The sequence below is a fragment of the Mucilaginibacter lappiensis genome (assembly GCF_050433765.1).
Classification (GTDB): domain Bacteria; phylum Bacteroidota; class Bacteroidia; order Sphingobacteriales; family Sphingobacteriaceae; genus Mucilaginibacter; species Mucilaginibacter lappiensis_A.
Window position 1 is genome coordinate 55153 of the sequence record NZ_JBNPWP010000014.1, and the last position, 24497, is coordinate 79649.

The 24497-nt window shown below is 45.6% G+C and carries 23 protein-coding genes and 1 pseudogene; 12 read left to right on the top strand and 12 right to left on the bottom strand.

Features of this window, described 5'->3' with window-relative positions; translation table 11 throughout:
- Window positions 1–16 precede the first annotated feature (16 nt).
- Entirely contained in the window at window positions 17–3223 is a 3207-nt protein-coding gene (locus M2273_RS28730; RefSeq protein ID WP_429401503.1) for an error-prone DNA polymerase, read from the bottom strand.
- Window positions 3224–3522: 299 nt separating this feature from the next.
- Here M2273_RS28730 and M2273_RS28735 point away from each other — a divergent pair, with 299 nt between their 5' ends.
- A complete protein-coding gene (locus M2273_RS28735) occupies window positions 3523–4512 on the top strand; it encodes a hypothetical protein (protein ID WP_429401504.1) in 990 nt (329 codons plus the stop codon).
- A gap of 231 nt (window positions 4513–4743) precedes the next feature.
- On the opposite strand, the gene M2273_RS28740 is transcribed toward M2273_RS28735, so the two are convergent.
- From M2273_RS28740 to M2273_RS28750, 3 genes are all read right to left on the bottom strand, one after another.
- On the bottom strand, window positions 4744–6003 hold the full coding sequence (locus tag M2273_RS28740; RefSeq protein ID WP_429401506.1) for a hypothetical protein: 1260 nt from the start codon (window positions 6001–6003) through the stop codon (window positions 4744–4746).
- Window positions 6004–6228: 225 nt separating this feature from the next.
- Complete coding sequence (locus M2273_RS28745) at window positions 6229–7725, bottom strand: Y-family DNA polymerase (protein ID WP_429401509.1); 1497 nt, start codon at window positions 7723–7725, stop codon at window positions 6229–6231.
- Window positions 7726–7728: 3 nt separating this feature from the next.
- Complete coding sequence (locus M2273_RS28750; RefSeq protein WP_429401510.1) at window positions 7729–8532, bottom strand: ImuA family protein; 804 nt, start codon at window positions 8530–8532, stop codon at window positions 7729–7731.
- Window positions 8533–8534: 2 nt separating this feature from the next.
- Between M2273_RS28750 and M2273_RS28755 the strand changes: the two genes are divergently transcribed.
- From M2273_RS28755 to M2273_RS28785, 7 genes and pseudogenes are all read left to right on the top strand, one after another.
- A complete protein-coding gene (locus tag M2273_RS28755) occupies window positions 8535–8807 on the top strand; it encodes a hypothetical protein (RefSeq protein WP_429401511.1) in 273 nt (90 codons plus the stop codon).
- Window positions 8804–9298, top strand: a complete 495-nt coding sequence (locus tag M2273_RS28760) for a helix-hairpin-helix domain-containing protein (RefSeq protein ID WP_429401512.1) — start codon at window positions 8804–8806, stop codon at window positions 9296–9298. The genes M2273_RS28755 and M2273_RS28760 overlap by 4 nt, the downstream gene beginning before the upstream one ends.
- 3 nt (window positions 9299–9301) lie before the next feature.
- The gene (locus M2273_RS28765; protein ID WP_429401514.1) at window positions 9302–9910 is read left to right on the top strand and encodes an alpha-ketoglutarate-dependent dioxygenase AlkB family protein; all 609 of its coding nucleotides are present in this window, start codon (window positions 9302–9304) and stop codon (window positions 9908–9910) included.
- Between the two features lie 52 nt (window positions 9911–9962).
- Window positions 9963–11057, top strand: a pseudogene (locus tag M2273_RS28770) (S1/P1 nuclease).
- Window positions 11054–11302 carry a hypothetical protein gene (locus M2273_RS28775; RefSeq protein ID WP_429401516.1) on the top strand — a complete coding sequence of 83 codons (249 nt, stop codon included), beginning with the start codon at window positions 11054–11056 and terminating at the stop codon, window positions 11300–11302. Before M2273_RS28770 ends, M2273_RS28775 begins: the two are co-directional and overlap by 4 nt.
- 71 nt (window positions 11303–11373) lie before the next feature.
- Window positions 11374–12135 (top strand): SDR family NAD(P)-dependent oxidoreductase, encoded by a 762-nt coding sequence (locus tag M2273_RS28780; RefSeq protein WP_429401518.1) that lies wholly within the window; start codon window positions 11374–11376, stop codon window positions 12133–12135.
- 92 nt (window positions 12136–12227) lie between these two features.
- Complete coding sequence (locus tag M2273_RS28785; RefSeq protein ID WP_429401519.1) at window positions 12228–12554, top strand: MazG-like protein; 327 nt, start codon at window positions 12228–12230, stop codon at window positions 12552–12554.
- Window positions 12555–12581: 27 nt separating this feature from the next.
- Here M2273_RS28785 and M2273_RS28790 read toward each other — a convergent pair whose 3' ends face one another.
- The 4 genes from M2273_RS28790 to M2273_RS28805 all read right to left on the bottom strand — a co-directional run bounded on the left by M2273_RS28790 (window position 12582) and on the right by M2273_RS28805 (window position 16205).
- Entirely contained in the window at window positions 12582–13544 is a 963-nt protein-coding gene (locus M2273_RS28790) for an exodeoxyribonuclease VII large subunit (RefSeq protein ID WP_429401520.1), read from the bottom strand.
- A gap of 340 nt (window positions 13545–13884) precedes the next feature.
- On the bottom strand, window positions 13885–14925 hold the full coding sequence (locus tag M2273_RS28795; RefSeq protein WP_429401522.1) for a hypothetical protein: 1041 nt from the start codon (window positions 14923–14925) through the stop codon (window positions 13885–13887).
- A gap of 274 nt (window positions 14926–15199) precedes the next feature.
- The gene (locus M2273_RS28800; RefSeq protein ID WP_429401523.1) at window positions 15200–15355 is read right to left on the bottom strand and encodes a hypothetical protein; all 156 of its coding nucleotides are present in this window, start codon (window positions 15353–15355) and stop codon (window positions 15200–15202) included.
- 367 nt (window positions 15356–15722) lie between these two features.
- The gene (locus M2273_RS28805) at window positions 15723–16205 is read right to left on the bottom strand and encodes a hypothetical protein (RefSeq protein ID WP_429401525.1); all 483 of its coding nucleotides are present in this window, start codon (window positions 16203–16205) and stop codon (window positions 15723–15725) included.
- Between the two features lie 324 nt (window positions 16206–16529).
- Between M2273_RS28805 and M2273_RS28810 the strand changes: the two genes are divergently transcribed.
- Entirely contained in the window at window positions 16530–17291 is a 762-nt protein-coding gene (locus M2273_RS28810) for a DMT family transporter (RefSeq protein WP_429401527.1), read from the top strand.
- A 380-nt stretch (window positions 17292–17671) separates the two neighbouring features.
- Here M2273_RS28810 and M2273_RS28815 read toward each other — a convergent pair whose 3' ends face one another.
- On the bottom strand, window positions 17672–18499 hold the full coding sequence (locus M2273_RS28815; protein ID WP_429401528.1) for a polysaccharide deacetylase family protein: 828 nt from the start codon (window positions 18497–18499) through the stop codon (window positions 17672–17674).
- A gap of 257 nt (window positions 18500–18756) precedes the next feature.
- On the opposite strand from M2273_RS28815, the gene M2273_RS28820 reads away from it, so the two are divergent.
- Window positions 18757–19611, top strand: coding sequence for a DUF808 domain-containing protein (locus tag M2273_RS28820; RefSeq protein WP_429401530.1), 855 nt, complete (start codon window positions 18757–18759; stop codon window positions 19609–19611).
- 422 nt (window positions 19612–20033) lie between these two features.
- On the opposite strand, the gene M2273_RS28825 is transcribed toward M2273_RS28820, so the two are convergent.
- Window positions 20034–20756 carry a hypothetical protein gene (locus tag M2273_RS28825; RefSeq protein WP_429401532.1) on the bottom strand — a complete coding sequence of 241 codons (723 nt, stop codon included), beginning with the start codon at window positions 20754–20756 and terminating at the stop codon, window positions 20034–20036.
- Between the two features lie 357 nt (window positions 20757–21113).
- Between M2273_RS28825 and M2273_RS28830 the strand changes: the two genes are divergently transcribed.
- Window positions 21114–21452: a hypothetical protein gene (locus tag M2273_RS28830; protein WP_429401533.1), complete on the top strand. Its 339-nt coding sequence runs from the start codon at window positions 21114–21116 to the stop codon at window positions 21450–21452.
- A gap of 180 nt (window positions 21453–21632) precedes the next feature.
- Here the strand turns inward: M2273_RS28830 and M2273_RS28835 are convergent, their stop codons facing one another.
- Together M2273_RS28835 and M2273_RS28840 are read right to left on the bottom strand one after the other, a co-directional pair.
- Window positions 21633–22208 (bottom strand): cupin domain-containing protein, encoded by a 576-nt coding sequence (locus tag M2273_RS28835; RefSeq protein ID WP_429401534.1) that lies wholly within the window; start codon window positions 22206–22208, stop codon window positions 21633–21635.
- Window positions 22209–22596: 388 nt separating this feature from the next.
- Window positions 22597–22995 carry a hypothetical protein gene (locus M2273_RS28840; RefSeq protein ID WP_429401536.1) on the bottom strand — a complete coding sequence of 133 codons (399 nt, stop codon included), beginning with the start codon at window positions 22993–22995 and terminating at the stop codon, window positions 22597–22599.
- A gap of 415 nt (window positions 22996–23410) precedes the next feature.
- Here M2273_RS28840 and M2273_RS28845 point away from each other — a divergent pair, with 415 nt between their 5' ends.
- Window positions 23411–24298, top strand: coding sequence for a bestrophin family protein (locus M2273_RS28845; RefSeq protein ID WP_429401537.1), 888 nt, complete (start codon window positions 23411–23413; stop codon window positions 24296–24298).
- The last annotated feature ends 199 nt before the right edge of the window (window positions 24299–24497 follow it).

Genomic DNA, 24497 nt, shown 5'->3' on the forward strand with positions numbered 1-24497 from the left:
ACGGCAATAATGATGCTCAATGAAAATTCCGCCCTTTATGAAACGCCCCCTCGGCCGATATTGCCGGTGAAGTGGAACGCCCGTCATAATTGAGCGGTTTGGTTGTTTCATCGCCCCGCGCCAGTGTCTGTGGCATATCAACCGGCGTTTCCGTCAAACTCCGCAGCAAGGTCGTCAGGTTAAAGCAGCGATAGACCACCAAATGCGTTACCCCATTGGCAATTTGCAATTTTCCCGCCACCATCAGCAACCGTGACTGCACGATTTCCTTGCGGTATTTATCAAAGAGCGATTGCCAGACCACCAGGTTAGCCGAACCCGTTTCATCCTCTAATGTCATGAACAATACGCCTTTGGCCGTTCCAGGCCGTTGCCGCACCGTGATCAAACCCGCAATGCAGACCATATCGCCATCTTTTTTATACAACAACTCGTTCACCCGCACATTGCGCAACCGCGTCAATTGTGGACGGACCAAGCCAATCGGATGGTCTTTCAGCGAAAGCCCCGTGGAAATATAATCCTGCACCACATGCTCGCCGCGCGTCATTGCCGGCAATTCCACCGGCAACTCTAAAACCGTTTCCGATAATTGCCCGTCAAAAAGCCCGACAGGCCTATCCGCCAAAGCCGAAACCTCCCACAAAGCCATTCGCCGGTCGGTACCCAAAGAACGGAACGCATCCGCGTCCGCCAGTTTTTCCAGCGCCGCTTCCGGCACCCCCGTCGCCCTTAGTTGGTCAATATGCCGGTAACCGTCCTCCCGCATAGCTACTAACTGCACCATATCGTCCTCCCTTAAGCCTTTGACCTGGCGGAAACCTAAACGCACGGTATAAAACTTCCCGCCTTTTTGTTCCAGCGTATTGTCCCATTCCGAATAGTTTACATCCACCGGCAATACCTGTACCCCGTGTTCGCGTGCATCCCGCACGATCTGCGCCGGCTGGTAAAAACCCATTGGCTGGCTGTTTAACAGCGCCGCGCAAAACACATCCGGGTAATGACATTTCAGCCAGGAAGAAATATAAACCAATAAGGCAAACGAAGCCGCATGGCTCTCCGGGAAACCATAACCTTCGAAACCCTGCAACTGCTTGAACACCCGCCGCGAAAAGTCTTCCCCGTAACCACGGGCTACCATCCCCTCCACCATTTTCTTTTCGTACAGGTGCAGCTTACCGTTCGCCTTAAAGGAGGCCATGCTCCGCCGTAACTGGTCGGCTTCCGCCGGGGTAAAACCAGCTGCCACAATCGCGATCTCCATCGCCTGCTCCTGAAAAAGCGGAACCCCTAATGTCCGGCCTAATATCTCCTCCAGTTCTTTGGACGGGTAAACCACCGGTTCCTCGCCATTACGCCGCCGCAAATAAGGGTGCACCATATCCCCCTGGATGGGCCCAGGCCGTACAATCGCCACTTCGATCACAAGGTCGTAAAAACAGCGGGGCTTTAAACGCGGCAGCATGGACATTTGCGCCCGGCTCTCGATCTGGAACACCCCGATGGTGTCGGCTTTACAGATCATATCATAAACCAGCGGATCATCCTGCGGCACATTGGCTAAAGTCAGCTGGATACCGTAATGCGCTAACACCAGATCAAAAGCCTTACGGATCATGGTCAGCATCCCCAAACCCAGCACATCGATTTTCAGGATGCCCAAATCTTCCAGGTCATCCTTGTTCCATTCCACCTGCGTCCGGTTTTCCATCCGCGCATTCAGCACCGGGCAGAAGTCGGATAGTTTACCTTCCGTGATCACGAACCCGCCTGTGTGCTGGCCCAACTGCCGCGGGAAACCCATCAGTTCGCAGGTTAGCTGCAACACCTTCAGGATCAGCGGGTCTTTAGGGTTCAACCCCTGGTCGCGCAATCGTTTCTCATCAAAACCTTCTTCCCAAAAATCCCAAATGGTCGCGCCGATCCGTTTGATCGTATCTTCCGAAAGCCCCATCGCTTTACCTACGTCCCGGATCGCGCCCTTATGCCGTTCCTGCGTCACCGTCGCTACAATTCCCGCCCGGTCACGCCCGTAATCCTCATAAATGAACTGGATGATCTCTTCCCGCCGCTCATGCTCGTAATCCACGTCGATATCCGGCCATTCGTCCCGCGCCTCTGACATAAAACGCGAAAACAATAACCTGGATTTGGCCGGGTTCACCGCCGTAATGCCCAAACAAAAACAAACCGTTGAGTTCGCTGCCGAACCGCGCCCCTGGTGCAGGATACCCAAGTCCTCCGCCTTTTGCGTTTTTTTATACACCCGCAAAAAATACCAGGCCAGGTTGCGCCGTTCGATGAAAGCCAGCTCAAATTCGATCTGCTGACGGTGCTTTTCCGGTACCGGGTCGCCCAGACAGGCTTTCGCCCGTTCCCAGGTCAGTTTCACCAAACGCTGCTGCCGCGTCAAGCCGTCCTCCAGCAATTCCTTCGGTTCCATGTATTTCAGCTCATCCAGCGAAAAATGGCAGGTATCGGCAATAACAGTCGCATTAGCTAAGGCACCAGGATACCCACGGAACAGCCGTGCTACTTCATCCAATGGCTTTAAAAACCGCTCCGCATTGGGGTGCAGGTGAAAGCCTGCCGTATGGATCGTACACTTTTCCCTTATACAAGTCAATACATCCTGCAATTCCCGCCGCTCTGCGATATGGTAATGCACATCCCCGGTAGCTACCAACGGCACACCCGTTTCCGCCAACCGGAACAGCCGCTTGGCATCCTGCCCCTGATAGTTAAAAGAGGCCGCCAAATAAAGCGAACGCCCGAAAGCCCGCCGGTATTCCGACAAATCACCCAAAAAACCGGCATCCAGTTCAAAGCGACTGTTCAGCTTATCCGGCGGCACCGCAACAAATAAAATCCCTTCGCTATGCGCGTAAACATCCGCCTTGTACAATTCGCATTTGCCCTTTTCCGTCCGCAAATTGCCCAAAGTTAGTAGCGCTGATAAACGGCCATAAGTAGCAATATCCGTTGGATAGGCCAGCAAACTTGCCCCATCAACCAAGTCCAGCCGGCAGGCAGTTATAAAACGGATACCCGCAGCCTTAGCTGCCATATGCGCCCGCACGATCCCCGCCAGGGAGTTCCTGTCCGTAATAGCAATAGCCGAATAGCCCAAAGCCGCCGCCTGCTCCGCCAGTTCATGTGGGTGCGAGCCCCCGCGGAGAAAGCTGAAATTAGAAGTAACCTGTAATTCTGCGTACTCCATATCCAAAAATGCATTACAAAAATACTAATATTTTTAGTATTAAATAAGTGATATTAACGTTTCAAAGATAGGGGTCGTTAATTTCTAACTTCAGCAAGTTCGGCAGAATATTTTTAGCTACGCAAATAGTATGCGTACTATAATGTGATCTTTGAACATATTTATAAGCTCTGATATGATAACATAGAAGAGCACATGATTTGGTTATACTGCGGAAGATTGACGTTACATAACTTATTAATACTCGCAATTAAACAATTAGATTTAGATAAAAATCTGGAGTTAGCTATTAGTATTTTATGAAACAAAAAGTCAACTTAAGAAATCTGGAGGGTTTTCGCACAAATAAATATTTGATACCATACCTGTCCTTACAGCGATATGGTCCTGAAAAGGCCATTGAAATGTCCTACACTCTTTATGCAATCCATGCTTTCTATAGCACAATGGAAGACATTAAAGATTTAGAGCAACAGTCAACCTTTGTCAATAACGGCCGACGTTCCAACGTATCTATTGCGCTTTGGTTTTTAGCTTTAGAATCCTTTGTCAACTGTATTGGCAAAATAGTTTGTTTGCGGAATAGCCAGGATTTCACAAAAGATTGGAGCGGTAAGTCAATTGCCCGACGTCTAGGCTTCCTATTGGATACTTTTCCTGTTGAAGGTGAGGTTTTGCGAAAATCAGGTGTGATCGCGCGGGTTAATGAATTTCTTCAATTCAGAAACGAAATTTTCCATGACCGAAATGTGGGTGACGACATTGTTTTTCACAAAACTAACTTTTCTTCCCGTCCATATTTCAACAACCAAGTTGATGTTTTTCAGGCACTGGTGATATTTATTGAGATTTGCTGTGGGTTGAGATACGTAATTAACGGTTTAGATATTATGCCAGAAATTTCTATTGGCAATCATGATCTGCTGATATTTGATAAGCTAGATAAGTTATATAATTCTTTTCTTAAGCCGTTTTTCATCGAGGCATTGGCGAAACATAATTTAACCACAACCCTGGATCTCAATATTGACGATTATTTTCAACCAAGCCAATATAGTAACATTTACTTCGGGATGGGCGAGATTTTACCAGTATTCCAATATCAACAAAACTCGGACTACACGCACCCACTCAGCCAAGAAAAGACAACAATTGGAGCAGCTTTATACGCCGAGGTAATCGCAGCATACGGAAAACCGCCTGGTCATTACGATAGCATGCATTTTATTATAGATTGGCCTAAGATGTATGGAGACGCCCAGAATGAAAGAAAGAATAATATTCTTTAACAGAAATTTTCGTGCTTTTTTACGGTTTGCGTTGGCTGTTTCCAAACGGATCGTTAACATACTGAATCGATCATTATGGATCAAGATGTTGCTTTAATAAAAGCATCTTCGATATGCTACCCGATCCAACGCCAATCTCCGGTATGCTAAGTTTATGGCTTATGAACGATATGCTGCCAATTGCCCGCACGTCCACTTAGACTATTGGCAATACTGTTGTTAGCTGCAGAATTAGTTCGGTAATTTTTCCAAATCATTTGCTAAATTAAGCATAAACAAGCCATATTCAGGAGCCCTTGGATAGCACAAAGTTCGGCTTCTAAAAAAAGTAGAAAGTCCTTTTGATTTATTAAAAAAGATATGTCTGCAAAAAGCCGCGATGTACTGTGCCTCTGCAAAATATTCTATGTAAGATATAAAGGGACGCACGCATGGTTTACTTGGTTCTAAAACCATTACATTGTACAAAAGTGCATATAACGTTCGGGACAATTTATCCTTTAATTCATTGTTTAAAGTTATAGTTTGCCAAACACTTACGTTGTCTGCAAATATCTGAGTAATATTCAAATGTGTACTACTGTTGAAGCTAGTAGCGTTAGTTCTCGTCAATAATTGAATAATTATTCTTTCAAAAAGACCATCATAACTTGTATTGTTTTTATCAATAGTATTTACGATTTCATTTAGGTCAGAATCTGAAAATTTAAAAGTATTGAAAAGATAACGAAGTTGAAGATCCCCGGAATTTTCATGTGCTATAAACTGTTCAGCTATAAATTTCAATATGGTAAATTTTGTAAATTCAGTCTCTCCTTTCATAAAAACTTCTTGAGTGACAAAAATTTCTAAAAGTATATAGTGGTAGTCATAATTCGGAACAGATATTCCAAGTTTGTTCAAAATGTTTAATAAGGTCGGCATAGTGGCCTCTTCAGGTGGAATTGGATCATTAGCTCTTCTTCCGGTGTTTGGTGCCCAAGAATAATCGGGCTGTGGTCGGTTTTCACTTGAAATCAATTTTAATTTCCCAAGCAACTTGTGCCTTGTAGAATTACTGAAAAGCCCGAAATATTCTTTGTTATTCATATTCCAATTCATAATCAAAAGGTATGATAATGCATTGCTTTCTAGTCCGTGGTCATGTGTTGCACTTAAAACATTTACACCCTCAGTTATATCTTTTTCTGAAGGCTTTGCATTTTTCAGCACTGAAATTGCGTTCTCACGGATTTTGGCTGTTCCAAATTGACTTAGTTTCAATAAAGGCTTAACGGAAAAATAAAAATTATCAGGTTCAACGTATTTAAGCGTATTAATGGCTTCGATTCGTTGAATATAACCAATTTCTTCTGTCGAATTTATCTTTAGGCTTCCGTCACCATCTGGCATCATTGAATTTAGTTCAATAGATATTTTTTCAATTCCTTGTGAAAAAATATCATTGACAAAGACAAATGTTAAGAGCAATAAAACTGTAAGATATTTCATTTCACCAAGTTTTGCAGCTAACTGAAGGATATACGTATATTTTACGGGTCGGATATAAATGTACCTAAAGTTTTTTATTAAAATGTTTCTAATTAGTTTATAGTCACCACTTTTAACTTTTTTTTAAACAATCTTAAAATACACATTGCACTTGTTGTCCTGGTTTCATTACGTCAATACAACTGCCACTAAATTCACATTTTTCATTTTCAAACTCTAAACTGATCAGGCAAAATACCCGTGTAAATACCAGCGCGCGTCGCCGCCGTCATAATGCCCCGAACGGAACACCCAGTAACGCTGCCCCTCGCTGTCCTCCACCACATAATAATCCCGGTGCTCGCCGCTGTCCTGCCACCATTCCCGCCCGATGCGTTCCGGCCCGTCGGCTTTGATAATACGATGTCGTTTATCCTTATAAGTAAATGTTTTCGGGGGATTATCCGGCACCAGCGCCATGACTTCGATGGGTTCAGGCTCGGTTAACAAACGCATCGGGCGTAAAGCTACCGGCCAGGCGGCGGCCGGTTCTTCCGTCAGCGAAGCCGCCACTTTCACCGAACGTTCCGGCCAGTAATGCTCCGCCGGCAGATAGCGCCGGATGGCTTCTGCACCAACCCTGCCTGCCACGCGGTCGAGCAACTCCGCCAGCGCCGTATCCGCCAGCCCGCGGTCAACCACCCACAACTGCTCCTGCACCGTTTCCATGTCCTCTACTTTCGGCGCTTCCAGTACGAACAATTCAATGCCCAAAGCCGGTTCGATCTTCGCGACCTGCAAACCAAACAGTTTTAGCAAATGTGAAACACTATGCGAACCCCGGTTGGTCGTAATGCCAGCCTGCACCGTGCGCCCGTCCACCCGCACACATTTCAGCACCGCTTTACGCAGCCCTTTGCCCTCGGCCTGTAGCCGGAGACACAATTCCGTTAATAATTTTTCAATAGCGATCCCGATCCCCACCGCCGTTTTGATCGGCTCCAGGCAGGGCAGCCGCTCCACATAGGGGACCGGCGGCACGATAAGCACCAACACCTCCTCCGCCCGTCCCAGCGCCTGGTCGATACGGATCAACAACTCCTTGCCAAACCGCCGCCGCAAAGTAGGCGAAGGCATCGTCAGCATGGGCCCGATGGTGCGGAAACCCAGCTTTTGCAGCAGTTCCAACACCCCAACGTCCAGCCGCAGAGCCGCCGGCGGTAATCCCGCCAGTACCGGCGTTTGCCCGCCAATAGGAACGATAGGTGACACCCGCGCAAACCGCGATACCGCCCAGGCCGCACCCGGCGTATCGGCTATCGCCGCCCGCGCATCAAAGCCCGCCGCCCTTAATTTCAAAACGATTTCTTTGAGATAATCCCGTTCGCCGCCCCAGAGATGGGCGCAGCCTGATATATCTAACAGCAAGCCGTCCGGCAGGTCGACTGCCACAATGGGGCTGTAACGGATACAGCCCAAACCCAGCAGCCCCAGTAATTGCGCCGCTTTACCCGGCGTAGCATCGACCACCACCAGTTCCGGCACCGCCGCCCGCGCATCGGCCACCGCCATACCCGTAAAAGCGCCCTGCTGTTCCGCTAAAGCGCTGGCTGCCGTAATCACCACCCGGTTCTTGACCGGCGCGGCCAGTACAAAAGGCAGCGCCCGCAGTTCCTGCCGGCGGAACGCCAGCCCGTCCGTCAGCAAATGCCGGAACCAGATCGCCATAAAACGCTTTTGCATCGCTCACCCTACCTGCCTTTCTTCCAATATCAAAACCTGTTCGACCGGCACAAAACGCCCGTCCTGCCATTCCAGCACCCATTGACCCGGCTGCCCGTTACGTACTTTTAACAATTCCACCTGCCAGCGCAGGAAACCCAAACCCGGCAAGCCCCCTAAATCCGCGCTCGGTAAGGATTTCACCCGCCAGCGCGCCGCGCAGGCCGTTGAACTCAATTTACCGGAAGCGTTCCGCAGCACAAAACCCGTTACCCGGCTTTGCTCCACCGCTAAAGCAAGTCGCTGGGATTGCTTGAAATTGAGTTCCCGCACCTCGCAAACAACCGCTTTCAGCCCGGTACATTTCAACGCCTCTTCCATCACCCAAAGCGCGTCCTTGTCTTTCGCCAAACTGATAAAGATCACCTGATGCGGCGCCACCCCGAAAGCCGCCAGCGCCGGCGCGAACAAACGCCGCGCCCGCCCGATCCAGACACAGATACCACCCTGCTGCAACAGCGCCGACAGGATACCTGTCACCCAACCGCCGCCGGCCGCCGCCTGTTCACTGGAACCGCAAACCAGTTCGTGTACCGCCGCCACCGGGAACACTCCATTGGGGAAAGCCGCTTCCAACGGGCCCAGACCGACCACCGACTGCGCATCGGTAACCGGCGGCTTATAGCCTTCCCATTGCAACAAGTTTTTGCGCAGCTCGCTGATGATATGGGCTTTACTTTCCGGCATCTTTAAATCATGGACTACAAAACTAATACTAAAAATATTAGCATTTTGTTTATATTTGAAAATTATTTTTAAAAGGATCAAATATGACCGCCAACAGCTATTTAACCCGCGAGGCCAAAGCCTTTGTCAGGCGCAAAAATGGACCGGATGAAGTGATCAGGATCATACCCGACCGCTTCCACTCCAAAGCAGCGCAATGCTACCGGCTGTGTACCGCCTTTGACGAAGACCCGGACGAACTCGGCTGTATCCTGTTCGATGCCCGGGGTTACTGGATCTATGACGGTGACTTATTATCTATCGGAGAACAGGAACAGCTTGCGGATTTTATTATCAATTATGTAGAAAGGTTATGAAAAAAACGATTAACTACCGGCTGACCATGCCGGAAAAGCAATTGCTAAAAGCCAAAAAGATCAGCCAAAAGCTGTTACCCGATTACGCGCCGGACGAGATCGCTGCCCTCATAGAAGCCGGCCCCGAACGCGCCAGGGAATTGAACGCCCTCGCCGCATTTCAAAGTATACCCTCGCTCGGTATCAACTTTGCCGAAGAGCTCATCAGCCAGGGTTATTATCATTTCGATCAACTCCAGGGAAAAACCGCGGCAGCACTTTTTGACGCTTTTGAACAGCATTGTGGCACCTGGGCCGATCCTTGCGTAGAGGATTCCTACCGCCTGCTCATCCATTATATCGAAAACCGCGACGACAGTAAGCGCTGGTGGCATTTCACCGCCGAACGCAAAGCTTACCGCGAACAACATGGCTTCCCCGCGAACCGGCCCCAAAAGCCCTGGTACAGCGATGAAAAATATCCGAAAATGAAGGCCTATCAACGGGATTAAAACATGGAACAGCTAAGTTTTTTTGCAGAAGCAGGACAGAGCAAGGGATTGCCCAATACACTATTGGCATACTATCCAGGCTTTATTGATGGGGAAACCGGCAACGATCTGTTGCAGAAATTCATCACAGCAACACCCTGGAAACAATCCACCCAAAAAATGTGGGATAAGGAATATTTGACACCCCGGCTTACTTCCTGGCATGGCGACATCGGTACAGCCTATTCCGTATCGGGTAAAATCTCCAACCCCAATCCCTGGACACCGGAGCTATTGATGCTCAAAGAAAAGATTGAACAGGCAGCCAGCATCAAATTCAACAGCGTCCTGCTGAATTATTACCGCGACGGCAATGATTCCGTTGCCTGGCACAGCGACCGTGAAAGCGTATTAGGCAAAAACCCCATCATCGCCTCCGTCAGCTTCGGGCAGGTACGCAGCTTTGATATCCGTAATAAGGCAAATCACAGCGAACATTATTCAGTACGCCTGGAACACGGTTCGTTCTTACTGATGAAAGCCGGTTTACAGGAGTGCTGGGAGCACCGGATCGCCAAATCAATCAAACCTATGAAAGCCAGGGTTAACCTCACTTTCCGCTTAGTCCTTTAATATTTTACCAACAATATTGATTTTAAAACCATCCGCCGTTTATATTAGCAACATGAAGAAACTGTTTAATTTTTGCCTGTTGGGCGCTTCGATCACACTGATTTCCTGGGGTTTTAAAGGTCACCGCGCTGTGGCGACCATCGCGCAAAAACACCTGACCAGCAATACCGCTTACGTAGTTTCCGTCTACCTGAAAGGTGAAGGCATGGCTGACGTGGCTACCTGGGCAGACGAAAACAGAAATCGCAAAACCGCGCCGTAGCATTTCTTAAACCTGCCATTGGGTTTATCGCATGAACAATTCGTACAAACCGTACTACAAAGCGACAATAACGTATATACCGCCATCCTGAAAACGGAGGCCAGTTTAAAAGACAACAGCCTGACGCCTGATCAAAAAAATGAAGCATTAAAATACCTGATCCATCTGGTTGGGGACGCGCACCAGCCGATGCATATCAGCCGGAAGGAAGATAAAGGCGGCAATACCATACAGGTACGTTTCGATCATAAGGGCACGAACCTGCACAGCCTGTGGGACAGCAAGCTCATCGACCATGAAGGTCTAAGCGAGGCAGATATCGCTAAAACTTATAATGTGGCAACTCCTGCCCAGATCAAACAATGGCAGGCTGACAGCCCCATGGAATGGATCTGGGAAAGTTACCAGATCAGCAGCGAATACGCCAGCACCAAACCCGGACAAGAGGTCGATGAGGCTTATTACCAGAAATATATCATAGTAACCCGCAAGCGTATCGACCAGGCTGGCATCCGACTGGCCGGCGAGCTCAATAAACTGTTCAATACCGCTGCAGCACCGGTGATCACTACGGTCCCGACAACTGCTGCTGCCCCTGCTACTGTCGTAACCGTTAAACTGGAAGATGTAAAAAACGCCATCGGCAAAACCGTGAACACCCAGGGCAAAGTTTACAGCAGCCGGGATATCGGTAGCATGGTACTGGTGAATTTAGGCGCAGCATATCCAAACCAGCTACTGACCATCGCGCTGAAAGGCAAAGCCAGGGAACTGGGTAATCAAATGGAAAACAAAATCATCACCGTGGAAGGCGAAGTGATCGACTACAAGGGTAAACCCGAGATCATTGTCACCGACCCGGGCAAGATCAAATTTGGATTATGAACGAACCGTTTATCATAACCGTTACTTATCAGGGCACCGAACATGAGTTTAAAGCACGTTTCGAGCGGTGGGGTTATAACCACCGTATCGCCGTGCTGATCGGTGAAACCACTTTTACCTTTGAGCCGGATGAAGAAGGCGGTTACCGGGCACTCGCGCATCCCGAACAACCTGCTACAACTGCCGAGATCAATGTGCACCTGCTCCAGGCGGTTGCTGAAAAGCTGGCCCAGCTTAGCCATTAACTCCGGCGCTAAAATCACCGGGGGCAAACTGCAAGTAATGAAAATTGTTCAATTACATAAAGTTGAACATAATGGCAAGGATATTTATAACAGGCTCTGCCGACGGTTTAGGACAAATGGCAGCAAGGGAATTAGTGGAACAAGGCCATCAGGTCGTACTGCATGCCCGTAATGAAAAACGTGCAAAAGAAGCCTTAACCAAAGTTCCCGGGGCGGAGGCTGCACTGGCCGCAGACCTGTCGAGTATGGAAGAGACCAAACGGCTGGCAGCCGAGGTTAACCAAATAGGTAGTTTCGACGCCATCATTCACAACGCGGGTGTTTACCGGGTGACCGGCTATGCAACCGGTGCCGAAGGCCTGCCGCTGCTGCTGGCGGTAAACACCATTGCACCCTATATCCTGACCTGCCTGATCCATCCACCAAAACGCCTGATCTATTTGAGTTCAGGTATGCACCTATCAGGCGACCCTTCGCTAAAAGGCTTGCAGGGCGACCAGCCCCTGGCGAGTTATTCCGATTCTAAACTGCACGGGCTGATCTTAGCGAAAGCCGCCGCCAGGAATTGGGTCGGTGTCTATGCCAATACGCTTGATCCGGGCTGGGTGCCTACCAAAATGGGTGGTGCGGGCGCGCCTGATAATTTAGAGCAAGGGTTTCAGACACAGGTGTGGCTGGCGGTAAGTAATGAGCCTGAAGCACTGGTGAGCGGCCGTTATTTCCATCATCAGCGCGAAGCCCATTATCAGTTAAAGGCTGATGATGCGGGCGTCCAGGAGCAATTTTTGGACTTATGTGAGCAGATCAGCGGCGTGCGTTTTCCAGAAAATTAGGCGTTATTCGCACTTGGAATCTGTAACCGGTTGTTTAAAACAAAAACTAATGATGACCGCTTGAATCGGCCAATCTTCAAAACATAATACCCATGAGCGATATAACAATAAGCGAAGTGGTCGAAAGATCAAAAAAAATAAGGGAACAATACCATGAGCTGGAACTTATCCACCATGGCAGTCAGTGGACCGTAGAGGAGGATGCGTTGGCCTTCCTGACCGATGCGGGTTTAGTGGGCCGTTTAACGATGTCGCAACAGGGTCGCTGGCCAAAAGGAGGCGATACCCGACCTGAACTGGCGCATAAATTAGGCGAATGTATCTGGTGGCTGACGATCCTGGCAGAACGCATGGATCTGAATATTGCCGATGCGCTGGAACTGTTCTTATCGAAAACGGAAACAGTACTGAAAAAATAAAGGGCGTCAGGAAGCCGCTTTACCTTTTTAACGGCCTCTTAACAAAAACCCAATAACAATACCCAGGATCACCGCAATGATGACCACTGTCCAATTTATGGAAGATTTGGTTTCAAGACTGGCCACCTGTGTTTTGTAGTTGCTGATCTGTTCGCTCAACAGGCCAATCCGTTCACCTTGCAGCCTTTGTTCCCCGGCCATCTGGGCATTTAGGAGGTCTATCTTTTCCTTATACACCTGCTCCAGATCACCAGCCGTTTTCAGCCTGAGTTCCTCATGGGCTTTGAGCTTTTCATTCAGGTTTTCGATCTGTTTCTGGTAATTAGCTGTTAGCTGGGACTTGACGGATTCGATCAGTTTGGCCCTGGAATTTTGCAGTTCTTCGACCGTATGGTTGTAGGTATCGTTTAGGAACTGGCCCAGTTCCGAGGGGATGATAAACGACTTGTCTGCGACTTTCTGTAATAAACTGATGTCGTCCTTATGCCCGATAGCGGTGATGAACAAAGGCTCCAGACCGATGGCTTTTTCGGCAAGGCTGAATTTATTAAAAATGTCCAGGTTCTCGCCGCCGCCGCGGGAAATGGCGATCAGGCCGTAATGCTCGGTATACAGACGGTCGATGGCAGCCAGGATCTCCTGTTCTGAACTCAGGTTGACCCGGTGAAAGCTCAGGTCGTAAAATCCGATGGACTCGCGCAGCTGGTGCTTGATGTCATTGTCGATGATCCCGGTTTTGCCGATGATGATACCGATCCGGAAAGGTTCTTCGTTAATGATCTTTTCTTTCAGCCAGCTGTAAACGTCACGGTAACCCACAGCGGCTTTGGCCTGCATGAGTTCGATCTTTTTGATCTCATCGTCCGAATATTTGTTCTGGGTTTGCCCGACCAGGTCGGTTACGGTCAATTGTATCTGTATGCTGCCGGAGGTACCCATGATCCGTCGCGTAATAAAGCCGTTAACGGTGATGGTTTTATTCGGCTGCAATTCGTTCCGGATAAGCGGCGGCACGAGGATCGTGATCGCGGCATCCGAAGATTCGTCCCGGAAGGTGTCGTAAAAATAGCCGCTGTAAAGGGCGCCCTTGCCCTGCACATAAATCCCTTTTAACTGGATGATCCTTTTGGTCTGGCTGACGGAGATCGAGTTATTGAATAAATTCAATACGGCCGCAGGTGAATAAGTGACCAGGTTTGTGTGTTCCGCTTCCATCAGCGCCAAATTTAGAAAATTACAACAACTCGAGGGTCGCCTTTGAATATGAACGCGGAAGAAACGTAACTAATTAAAATCATTCTTAAATCTGCAAAAGCAGTTATCGGAGGCTTTAATTATTTAATTCAAGCTTGGTAAGCCCCTTGCCTGCCAGGTACAAAGTTTTGCCGTCATTAGTTACCGCTATCCTTTTGTTCTCAACATTTTGGGCAATCTTAGTTATAATGCCGTTTTTTATGCAGAATACATTGCCCAGCGTACTCACGCCTGTACCATCGTGATATGCACCCGTTTTTAGATACATCGTTTTCGCATCCTTTGAAATCTCTATACATCCCATCACGCCCAATTGCACATCGGTAAGCGGCCCTTCAAACGGATAGGATTCATGCACACTTCCAACCATGGCGCCATAGCCTTCTGTAAGCGAATAGGTAAATGGATTGTCTGTTAAACTGTTTTTATAAAGTATCCCGTAATATAAATCGTTAAATTGCCCTAAGCCGGCGTTCCATAAATCTCCAGGTGCACCGGTTGCAAAACAGGTCATAAATGACTGCGGGGTCTGGTCGGTTTCATCAAAGGGTATAAAGCCAAGCTGTCCGTCTTTTGTGATCTTGTAAAGCGAAAATAATATGGGATCAAATCCACGCCTTACGGTTCCGAATATGATGGACTGATCGGCTTCATCAGGGCTTATTTCAAGGCTGCCAAAGTTTTGTTGGGTGAAGTTCTGCAAAGGCGGTTCTCCAACTTTGTAAAAGTGAAGCAACTGGCCCCCTTTAAAAATTTTTATTCCGTTGAACCCTCTTAAATAAAAGGTAAAGTCTTTTGAAATACCTAAATATAGCGGATTGAAATCGGCATAAAATCCGGCCGGTACATCAACATCCATTAACCCAGTACCATTAAGCCGCTTCAGCTTTCCATTTTCTAGTAAAAAAACTTTTCCGTCATAACATACTTGAATATCACTAAACGTGTGGCCTTCGGCTGGTATAACGGTAATAACTCGTGTAGTATCGCGCGGCCCAATGACCGCTTTAATCTTTTTTGGTGTAACGTCGCTTTGGATTTTTTTACAAGAATACAAAACGGCGCATAACATCAGCAACAGTAATGCTTTGCCGAAAAAGCCGTGGAAGTTCTTCATGGTTAATCATATTGGTTATTTAAAAATACCCAATAGCCCGTAGCATTATTTGCCGCCAATTTTATTGTATAACAGATTGTGAAACCATTTCCATTATATCACAATTAATACCGCCACGCAAAGGGAATTTATCCACTTACTATCCACACAGTATTTAATGCCGCAATCCTATTAAGGCATCGTAAAGCTCGGATGGTATAATAATGCGAATGCTTGCCGCAGATGCTTAGGATGAACTTAATGCACATAGGCCAGGCCGAATCTATGATTTTTTTTATGGAGCTATTATTAGACGAACACCCGGCGAGTTTTTATGTGCAGGCATACTGGCGTTTACTACCGCGTCGGTTACCAGGTCGCGGGCGGTAAAATCGCCGGAGCCAACTACGCTTTGCCACGGGACATTCCGGTGTTCCTCGAGGTTCGTCATAAAGATTGGTTCAAGGATTGGAAAGCCAGACAAAAACTGTTTGGTACATTGCCATGACTTGAAGATCGGTGCTGTGATAACTGATACCGCTGGCCGGCGAGATTGTGCCCATATGGAGCTAAAAACGCCTTACACCATGACCCGCTTTGTGGGAAGCGATCTACACCAGACTGATTACACACATGCAGATGCATGGGTGAAAAGGATAAAAAGCTGGAAAGAGAAGGGCCTACAGACGCTGTAGTTTTTTGTACATCAGCTAAACGAAAACAATAGCCCTGAGATGTGCTAAGGTGGATCCAACATCTCAAGGAACCTGCTTTGTTAATTTTACCAAGAAACTCTTATCTCCAGATATTAAGGCAGCTCAAAGGCAGGGCCTGGCTTCAGCAGTAGCCTGTCCACAAAATAAAAAGATATGACGGGCGAAGAAATCATTCAGGAACCTGCCATCAAAAAATAACAGTAAACTATGATAGTCGTTGCCCTTCGTCGCGGCTATTTCCGTCATCAAACAGTTGCCGGCGGTTAACATAACAAACTGATGCGGTTTTACTGATACCTGTTCACCTGCGAAAAGCACCATTTTTTCGCCCGCTATAGAGAAAAGTAATAACAATTGCTGAAGCATAATCTTGGCCCTGGCAGTGGGCTGAGCGGTGCGGTAACAAATGATGGAAACTGATCCGTTCTCTGATTTTACTAATGTAGCAGGCTCGCTCGTAATTTTTAACAATACAAAGTCAGGATAATCCGTTTTAAAACACCTTAGACCATGAACCTTTGCTGTTACTTTTCGTGATAGGCCTGATCGCCAGGGCAATGAACGCGGCTGCCGGATAGCGGTCATTCATAACCTTTCAAATGATGGTATAGGTTCGGGGACCGAGCGAAGCGGCTGCAGGCTGATGACTATGATAATCCAATTATTTTCTATATTTGCGATACTGGGAAACTTAACGGTCTGATACGATTATGCTGAACACAAGCTGTCTTCCTCCTCCAGTATCATTTTTATAGCTTAAAAGTTATATCATAATGGCCTGCGTGACCTTTTATTCAACCGGTCATGGCTTCTTATTGATGTAATTTTCACACCCATATTTATCCATTATATATTTATTAAATCCCTATCCGTCCATCAATGGACAGGAATGGACTACAGCTTCTAAAAATGAAACAAGCATATTTCAAATTACATATTGCGCTGATCCTTGCCGGCTTTACCGGGATATTCGGCAAATTGATCACTTTGAACGAGGGTCTAATCAGCTGGTACAGGTTATTTTTATCATCCATTATCATGATAGTCTTCTTTGCCATCAAGCGTTCCATGTCATCCACCACCAGCCCCGACAAGTTCAAGATCGGTTTTACGGGTCTTTTACTTGGTCTCCATTGGTTATTGTTCTACGGAAGCATCAAATACTCCAATATCTCGGTCGGCGTGGTCTGTTTTGCACTGAGCAGCTTTTTCAACGCAGTGCTCGGACCGATAATTAATAAAAAACGTGTATCCTTTCAGGAGCTGTTCCTTAGCGGACTGACGCTTTGCGGTATCGCGCTGATATTCGGCATGGATGCTCATTATCGTACAGGAATTATCCTGGGCATTGTTTCTTCCATGTTTTCTGCATTGTACACCCTTTACAGTGAGCGTATTGTTAAACAGCATGAAGGTGGGACATTTTTGTTATGGCAGATGGTTGGGGGTTGTATCGGCCTGACACTGGTCATGCCTTTATTTTTCCTGATCTCTTCGACCGTATCCATAATCCCTTCGACGGCAGATTTCGGCTGGCTATTGGTATTGTCGTCTTTTTGCACGGTATTGATGTATTTTTTGATCAACAGTGCACTGAAGAAAATACCATCCTTCACGGTAAGTCTAACCTTTAACCTGGAACCGTTGTCACCATCCTGCTTGCGATACTAATTTACAAGGAAGGACGTGAGCTATCATTGGCCTTTTATGCAGGTTTGTTATTAATAGTTAGTTCCCTATTGTTCCAGATGTACAGGCTGAGTAAGACACGAAAGGTCGAAGCGACAGTTGAAGATTGCAATTAATTTTGCAGGTAAATTTCCTGGTCAATATAAACAGGGGCTTCCTTTCGATAGAATGGAGGGCCCCTTGTAATTATCCTGCTTTTCTACGATTTTAAGCCTATATTACCATTTGTTGGCAGTCAGGTAAAATTAAAAGGCTTCGGGAGCCTGTTAATGTGGCGGCGGATTGAGGGACCGCTATGTTTGGCTTATGATTAAAACGTTGTTTGTTGAGACTGATTGTAACATAACATTTGACACTAAATATTATAGAGGATTTTTCTTAGAGATATAATTCATGGCCTCCGAAAATGTGGTAACCCAATATTCATCTTCATGATTTTTTAAGTATTGTAAGAATGCTTTGTGGGTCTCGGATGATATCTCAAATACCTGGCCACCAACACCGTGAATCTGATATACGCCCATTCCCTTTGTTTGCCTGGCTTTCTCTGCAAAAGCGATGAGTTGTTCAAGTGTTGTATTTGTAAACACATGCCAGGATGGAACCTGCATCGTATTCAATGATTGGAAATTTGTTATTATACTATTTTCGTCTCCTCCGGCACGGGCATAGGTGATTAATCCCTTTTCTTTAATAATTTTTGAGTAATCTTTACCTTCTACAAGAATATTATTGCATGGAAATGCAAAAGACCTCGACTTTCTCTTAGGATCAAGCAGCGAAAGCATACCGTTGTTAATCTCTATTTCTTTTATAATTTGATCAACCGTATAATTATCAATAGCTAATGTTTTGTTCCAACCAAGATTTTCCGGACACGGATGAAATAAGGTATGATTAGCTAGCTCGTGCCCCTGCAAGGCCACATTTGTCCATGCAAGAACTGATTCTGGTGTTTGTCCGATTTTGTTGGATTGCGAAGAGCCAAGAATAGAATTAAGGAAGAAAGTTGCTTTTAAATTGAAGTCATTTAATTGAGGGACAGCCGTTGAAAGCTGCGTTTCTAACCCATCATCATAAGTGAGGCATATAATAGCTTTTCTTAACCCGTCTTTAGTCGTTTGTTGCGAAAATGCAGTAAGGTAACTGACAAAAATTAAAAAGTGAATTAATATTGACCTCTTTTTCATTGCTCGTTTAAAATTATATTAGCCTCAACTAAATTTAGGCAAAAAAAATCATCAAAGCGTTATTTGGAAACCTAATTTGAAATGTAGTATCTTAAGAAGGCAACAATTCTTACAAAAACGATTAGGTTTAGGATTTGTTAGGTCAAAAGGATCATACTTCGAAAGATGAAAAGGGCATCAGCCATATTAACATTGGCATTGCCACTATCATCAAAATAATAATCTGTTAGTTTATATTTACAAGCTTACACTATCATATGGCATCTGGCTTTTTTGCGATTTTAGACGATATAGGTGCTTTGATGGATGATGTCGCGGTCGCTACGAAAATAGCATCGCGTAAAACTGCGGGTATTTTGGGTGACGACCTGGCCGTGAATGCGCAAAAGGCGACCGGTTTTCTGGCCTCCCGGGAATTACCCGTGCTTTGGGCTATTACAAAAGGTTCATTGCTGAACAAACTGATCATTGTTCCCATCGCTTTATTATTGAGTGCGTTTTTTCCCGTAGCGGTTACCGTTATCCTGATTTTGGGCGGATTTTACCTGGCTTTTGAGGGTGTGGAGAAAATACTGGAATACTTTTTTCATCGTCCGGAAACAGGCCGGCAGGTAATTGCGGCCGGTGAACTAAACGATCAGCAGGCAGAGAAAGCAAAGGTCCGATCTGCAGTCACAACCGATTTTATTTTGTCCATAGAGATCGTCATCATCGCGTTGGGATCTGTCGCGGAAAAAAGCCTGGCTATACAGATCATCACCGTTTCCGTTGTTGCACTGCTGGCAACCATCGGCGTCTATGGCTTTGTCGCGCTGATCGTCAGAATGGATGATACGGGCTTTAAGCTGATCAAAAATTCCGGTAATAAAAGTTTCTATGCGAGCTTTGGTGGCCTGTTGGTCAAGTCCTTACCGGTTATTATCAAAATCTTAAGTATTATTGGGACGATAGCCTTGCTTTTGGTATCGGGTGGGATTTTCAGGCATAATATTGCCTGGTTGCACGAGTTATTTCCGGCCCTGCCCTCCATCATTATGGAGTTCGCGCTGGGTTTGGCGGCAGGACTGATCGCGGTTGGCCTTTGGAAAGGCAGCAGGAAAGTCTTTTATTGATCGTGTAAAGTACGGCTGAAAGAATCCGCCCATGGCAAAGATATTCATCCTTCATTTTAAAATCTGACATTAAAACAGAAAACAGGGTAATACAAAACCCTCCGGGATTTTTTTGAATCCATAATTGCGTAAGATTCGTTATTCCCACGCCCCCGGAGCAGCTCTATAAATGAATAACGAAAAATTGTCTTCAATTGAATCCCAAATTAAACTGATGAAATCTTACATTTCATCTTAATGCATTTAAGACTTACCACAAAGCATGAGAATTCGCCGGGTTCAGCCTAAATCATAAACGGCAAAAAATAACATCTTCATTCCGGATTTTTAAGTTTCCATACAAAACTGATGCAGGGCTACTGTATAGATTGATGAAGGCCAACCCACCGTCGTTTCGATATTTCTTCCTTTAGAGCTATAGGTTATTCGGTGTCTGTATAAGCATAACCACCAATAAAGATTAGTGCATTATCTGGTCTTGCAGGCGAACCCTTGGCACCCAACGCAAAGGATGTTTTCACGACCCTGCCGTCATTATAAATGAATTCAATAGTGTGGCCGGAGATCCGGTAAGTCCCGCCGGTTGATGACTTTTTCCATGCCGCAGCGTTTCCTGTTGAAATGCCTCCGTTGGTACCTTCGTTGAAATGGGTGCCATCTAACAAAGTAATTTTTTTAATAGTTAAAGCATTTAGACCGTTGCCATAGTCCCCACCGCTAACTTTTTCATAAGCCGGCTTAAGTTTTACTGCACCTGTATAAGCATAGGCAGGGAACCAGTTGCCTCCGCCAAGTTCGTAATCATTAGTTTGTCCTTTACTGTTGGTCAGCAAAAATGTTTGGCCTTGTTTCTTCCAGGTGCCCCAAGCTTTAGGATGTTTATTTTTATCCTCCGCCATATTTAAACTTTCCAATGCCTCACCGCCTGCCTCCCAATAATCACCGTTTTTGAATAGTACTACCGGCTCAAAAGTAATAGCAGCAGGATAGCCGCTTATGGCTCTAAAGTACCAGCCTTCAACGGCGGGAACTACCGATGAAGGCTGGTACTTTAGCGGTTTTTTTATCGCTGTGGCACCCGCATCTACATAACATGATACCATTGAGGTGATCACCAGGCCAATTAAAAATCTCCTTATTTTCATAATTCACTGATTTGATTAGTTATTTTTTAACAATAACCGGTAATTAAAGTTTTTGGCATCGCCCCTTCCCGGACAACGACATAGTATTGAAGTCACAAATTCTCAGTCGATTAATATATAGCTACGTTGAGCTTCACGGATGTTCTGCGCCTGATAGTCTATCTTCAACCGGACGTCATTCGTCAGATTTCTCTACGAAGTCGCTTATGCGAAGACAGACTATGGGTGAAAGTCAAATTAGAGATAGATTTCCTGCCGGGTGGACATTTTCCGGTGTATTGTCCAAACTGCTATACAGGGCATACATTTATGCGGTGCCAGAAGCTGCGTTGGCATGTTTTTGATTAATAAAGAGGTATGAAACACTTTAACGAAAACGCTTCGGTGATCTTTACCGACCAGGATGGCCGGCAGATCGATACTTTTGTGGTGTTTGGAACGGATCCGGTAACCGGACTGACTCGTATCAACCATGAAAACCTGCGCGTACCGGCGTCACAACTTAGGTTGCATGCAAAGACCATGGGAGATCACCATATGCCGCTTGAAGATGCATTTAGCTTTGAATTGCTCCGTTTGCTGAAAGAAAAATATCGTGTGGCAGATATGCGAAAGAGATCACCTCAGCTAAAGCCAACAGGGGCGTCAAAAGGGTACACACACTTGCGAAGGCTTCCTGACACATTGACCATTTAAGACTTGACCTGCCTAAGCCTATCATAATGACAAACTGAGCAACAAGCAGGTAAAAGAAACAAAAGGCTCGCCTATTTTATAAGTCTGGGGGCTGGAGATTCATGCTCAATTCGCTATTCAATTGTTTTATAATGTAGTCGCCTTAAAATAGTAATTAATAAAATAACCGGAGTCGTTTAATCAAAGCTTCTTAAAATATTTCAGTGGGGGACCAACTCTTTTAAAACCATGCTCCTCCCTGAATCTATCCTGTTCCGCTTCTGTCATATTTTTCGCGGCTCCCTTACTGAGCTTGGTAAAAAACTCTTCCATTCTTCCTGCCGGTTGAAAGAACATCAGGAGTTTGGCTTCCCCTTCACCCACTTTTGAAAAACTATGGGGAATTTTTCGGGGACCAAATACACTGTCACCCGCTTTGGCTTCGTAAGTGAGCTCTCCAACTTTGATCAGGAACTCTCCCTGTAAAACATACCACCATTCATCCTGGTCAAAATGATAATGAAGGGATGGCCCCCCTTCTTTTATCCGCGTCGATTCAAATACATAAATATCACCGTCGGTGTCCTTGGTGGAAACCTTTGTAAAAAAAGTATCCCCTTCCAACAGACCGATACTATTATCAAACCTATCTTTGCCTACCTTCACGAAAAAACCTTTACCAATTCTTTTCCTGGCTGTCTGCGCCATTATTCGAAAGGGTGTATACACGAAAGCCCCTGCCAGCAGGAATCCTTTTATAAATTTACTTCTGTTCATGATGGATAAGTTGAAGAATAAAGATAGCTAATTCATGAGCACGGGTCAAAATGCATAAATATTTAACAACCGCTATGCATCAGGAACTGAAAGTGAAATTAGGGATCAAGGATCACCATGGCCTGTATCATGGCCCGGTAAAAATGACTGGAACAGGGGTATTCCTGGATAAGAGTGAACTCTAGTCCATATAGCCCTGAAGGAACTTCCTATAGACAAAATCAATTTTGCTAGTTAAGAAGGATAATTGTGCTGAATCAGATCCACAAAATTGATATGCAAAAGTTACGTCAAAAACTACACCGTTACGCTCTCAAGATCATCAATCAAATGAAATAGCCGGAAGTACAAACGATGGAGGTTTGCGGTGTGACATGATTTTGTATGATTATTCCTGGGACAGAATTGCTGAAGTGATTGCCGATAGCAATCTTTCATCAAGGCCATGACCTAAAAGCAAACACCAGCCTTTCCGGCGAAGCTGTAGCCAGCAAACATTCGTCCCGGGACTTACCGCGCTGCGAAGCACTACCTTATAAATGGATTCGCCCGACCTATAAACCACTTTCAGCACCTTTGTATACCATAGCTGTTGTAAATAGCTGAAAGTAATCGGGAATATTTTTGAAGCAGAAAGGGCATTTTGCGTGAATACCACCTTCTCCTGTTTAAACAATGGATTATCCGTTTTAACCGGCGGCCGTGGGGAGGACAACCTTTGGGAAGAAATACCGGAACCGATGATCAGTAGTTTACGATCAGTGGTCTGCCGGCCTCTTTGATCCATTGAAGTTTTTAGCGGAGCTGCCGCAGGTTGATGAGCGATTGGAGTCAACATTTTATCGGTTACTAAGATTATAAAAGCAATACCGGCGTTTTACAAAAACATTATCGAAGACCGGTAACCACCGGCATAAATGGTCTGGATAATTAACAACCTTCTGTCGTAAAAACCTATTTTTATCCAATTGGTTTTAGCTGGGTTAAATAAATTGAAATGCGCGTTAGGAAGCGCTTTAAGTGCAGATAATCAAACCGCACATCAATTCTAACAATGACTAGAAAGGTGGTATAAAAGCAGAAAAGCAGCAAATAAGCTAATCTTCAATTTTTGATGAATAAAACTTTCTGAAATGATCGCTGTTTAAATATCGCTCCAGCGAACGCAATATCGCCGGTCCAAATAATTACGGATAAATAATATGTTACTAGCCAAACAAATTTCAATTACTTATTTTCTAAAACTGATCAAATGGGATGTACTGGCTATCTTCCTGTATGCTTGTTTGGTCGGCGCATTGGATTATCTTACTTTCTTTAAAGACCTGACCATCCCATTGAGCGTATCTGCAATGGTTGGAACACTTTTATCCCTGCTGCTGGCTTTCCGCACAGCGCAATCATACGAACGTTGGTGGGAAGCGCGGGTTATCTGGGGAGCCATCGTGAATGACAGTCGTACGCTCATACGTCAATTGATTCAGTTTCTTCCAAATCATGATAAAAAATCAACTTATATCAAAGAGTTTGCGACCCGCCAAACTATTTGGTGCTACGCATTGGCTGAAAGTTTAAGAAAATGCCCTTCATCAGAGAAAGTGGATCAATACATCGCTCAGTTAGGTACCGATAGTAATAACCGGCCTAATCTTTTGTTGTCGGCGCATGCTGAACAATTGCGTGCCTTAAGCGATCAATACAATCTTAACGCGAACAAACAGGTTCAGTTAGACAACAGCATCCAACGGTTAACCGATTCCATGGGCAAATGCGAACGCATAAAAAACACGGTGTTTCCCCGTGCATATAGTGTACTGATTCACTTTTTAATTTATGTACTTACGACTATATTCCCTTTCGGCCTGGACGATCATCACTGGGCAATCGAAATTTGTTTAGCAACCATAATTCCCGTATTGTTCATCGCTATAGAACGAACTGCAATATTAATGCAAGACCCTTTTGAAAATAAGCCCACGGACACACCAATGACAACCCTAGCTGAAACAATAGAGCGCAATTTAATGGAAATGGCGCATATGCCGATACCAGCGCCAAAAAGCAAGCAAGCAACTTTTTATATCATGTAAAATTTAAAACGCGGTAAAATATAAATTCTGTAAGTCGAGTAAACATTGAGTTATGGTTTGTTTTTTTTAAATTGAACGAAGGTCATACTTTTGGGGTATCCAATTTTTTGATTTCAAATGTTTAATAAAAATTTAGGATTATAAAATAACATCCTGATTAGTAATTAATTACATACACGATCACTCCCGCTGTTAATCA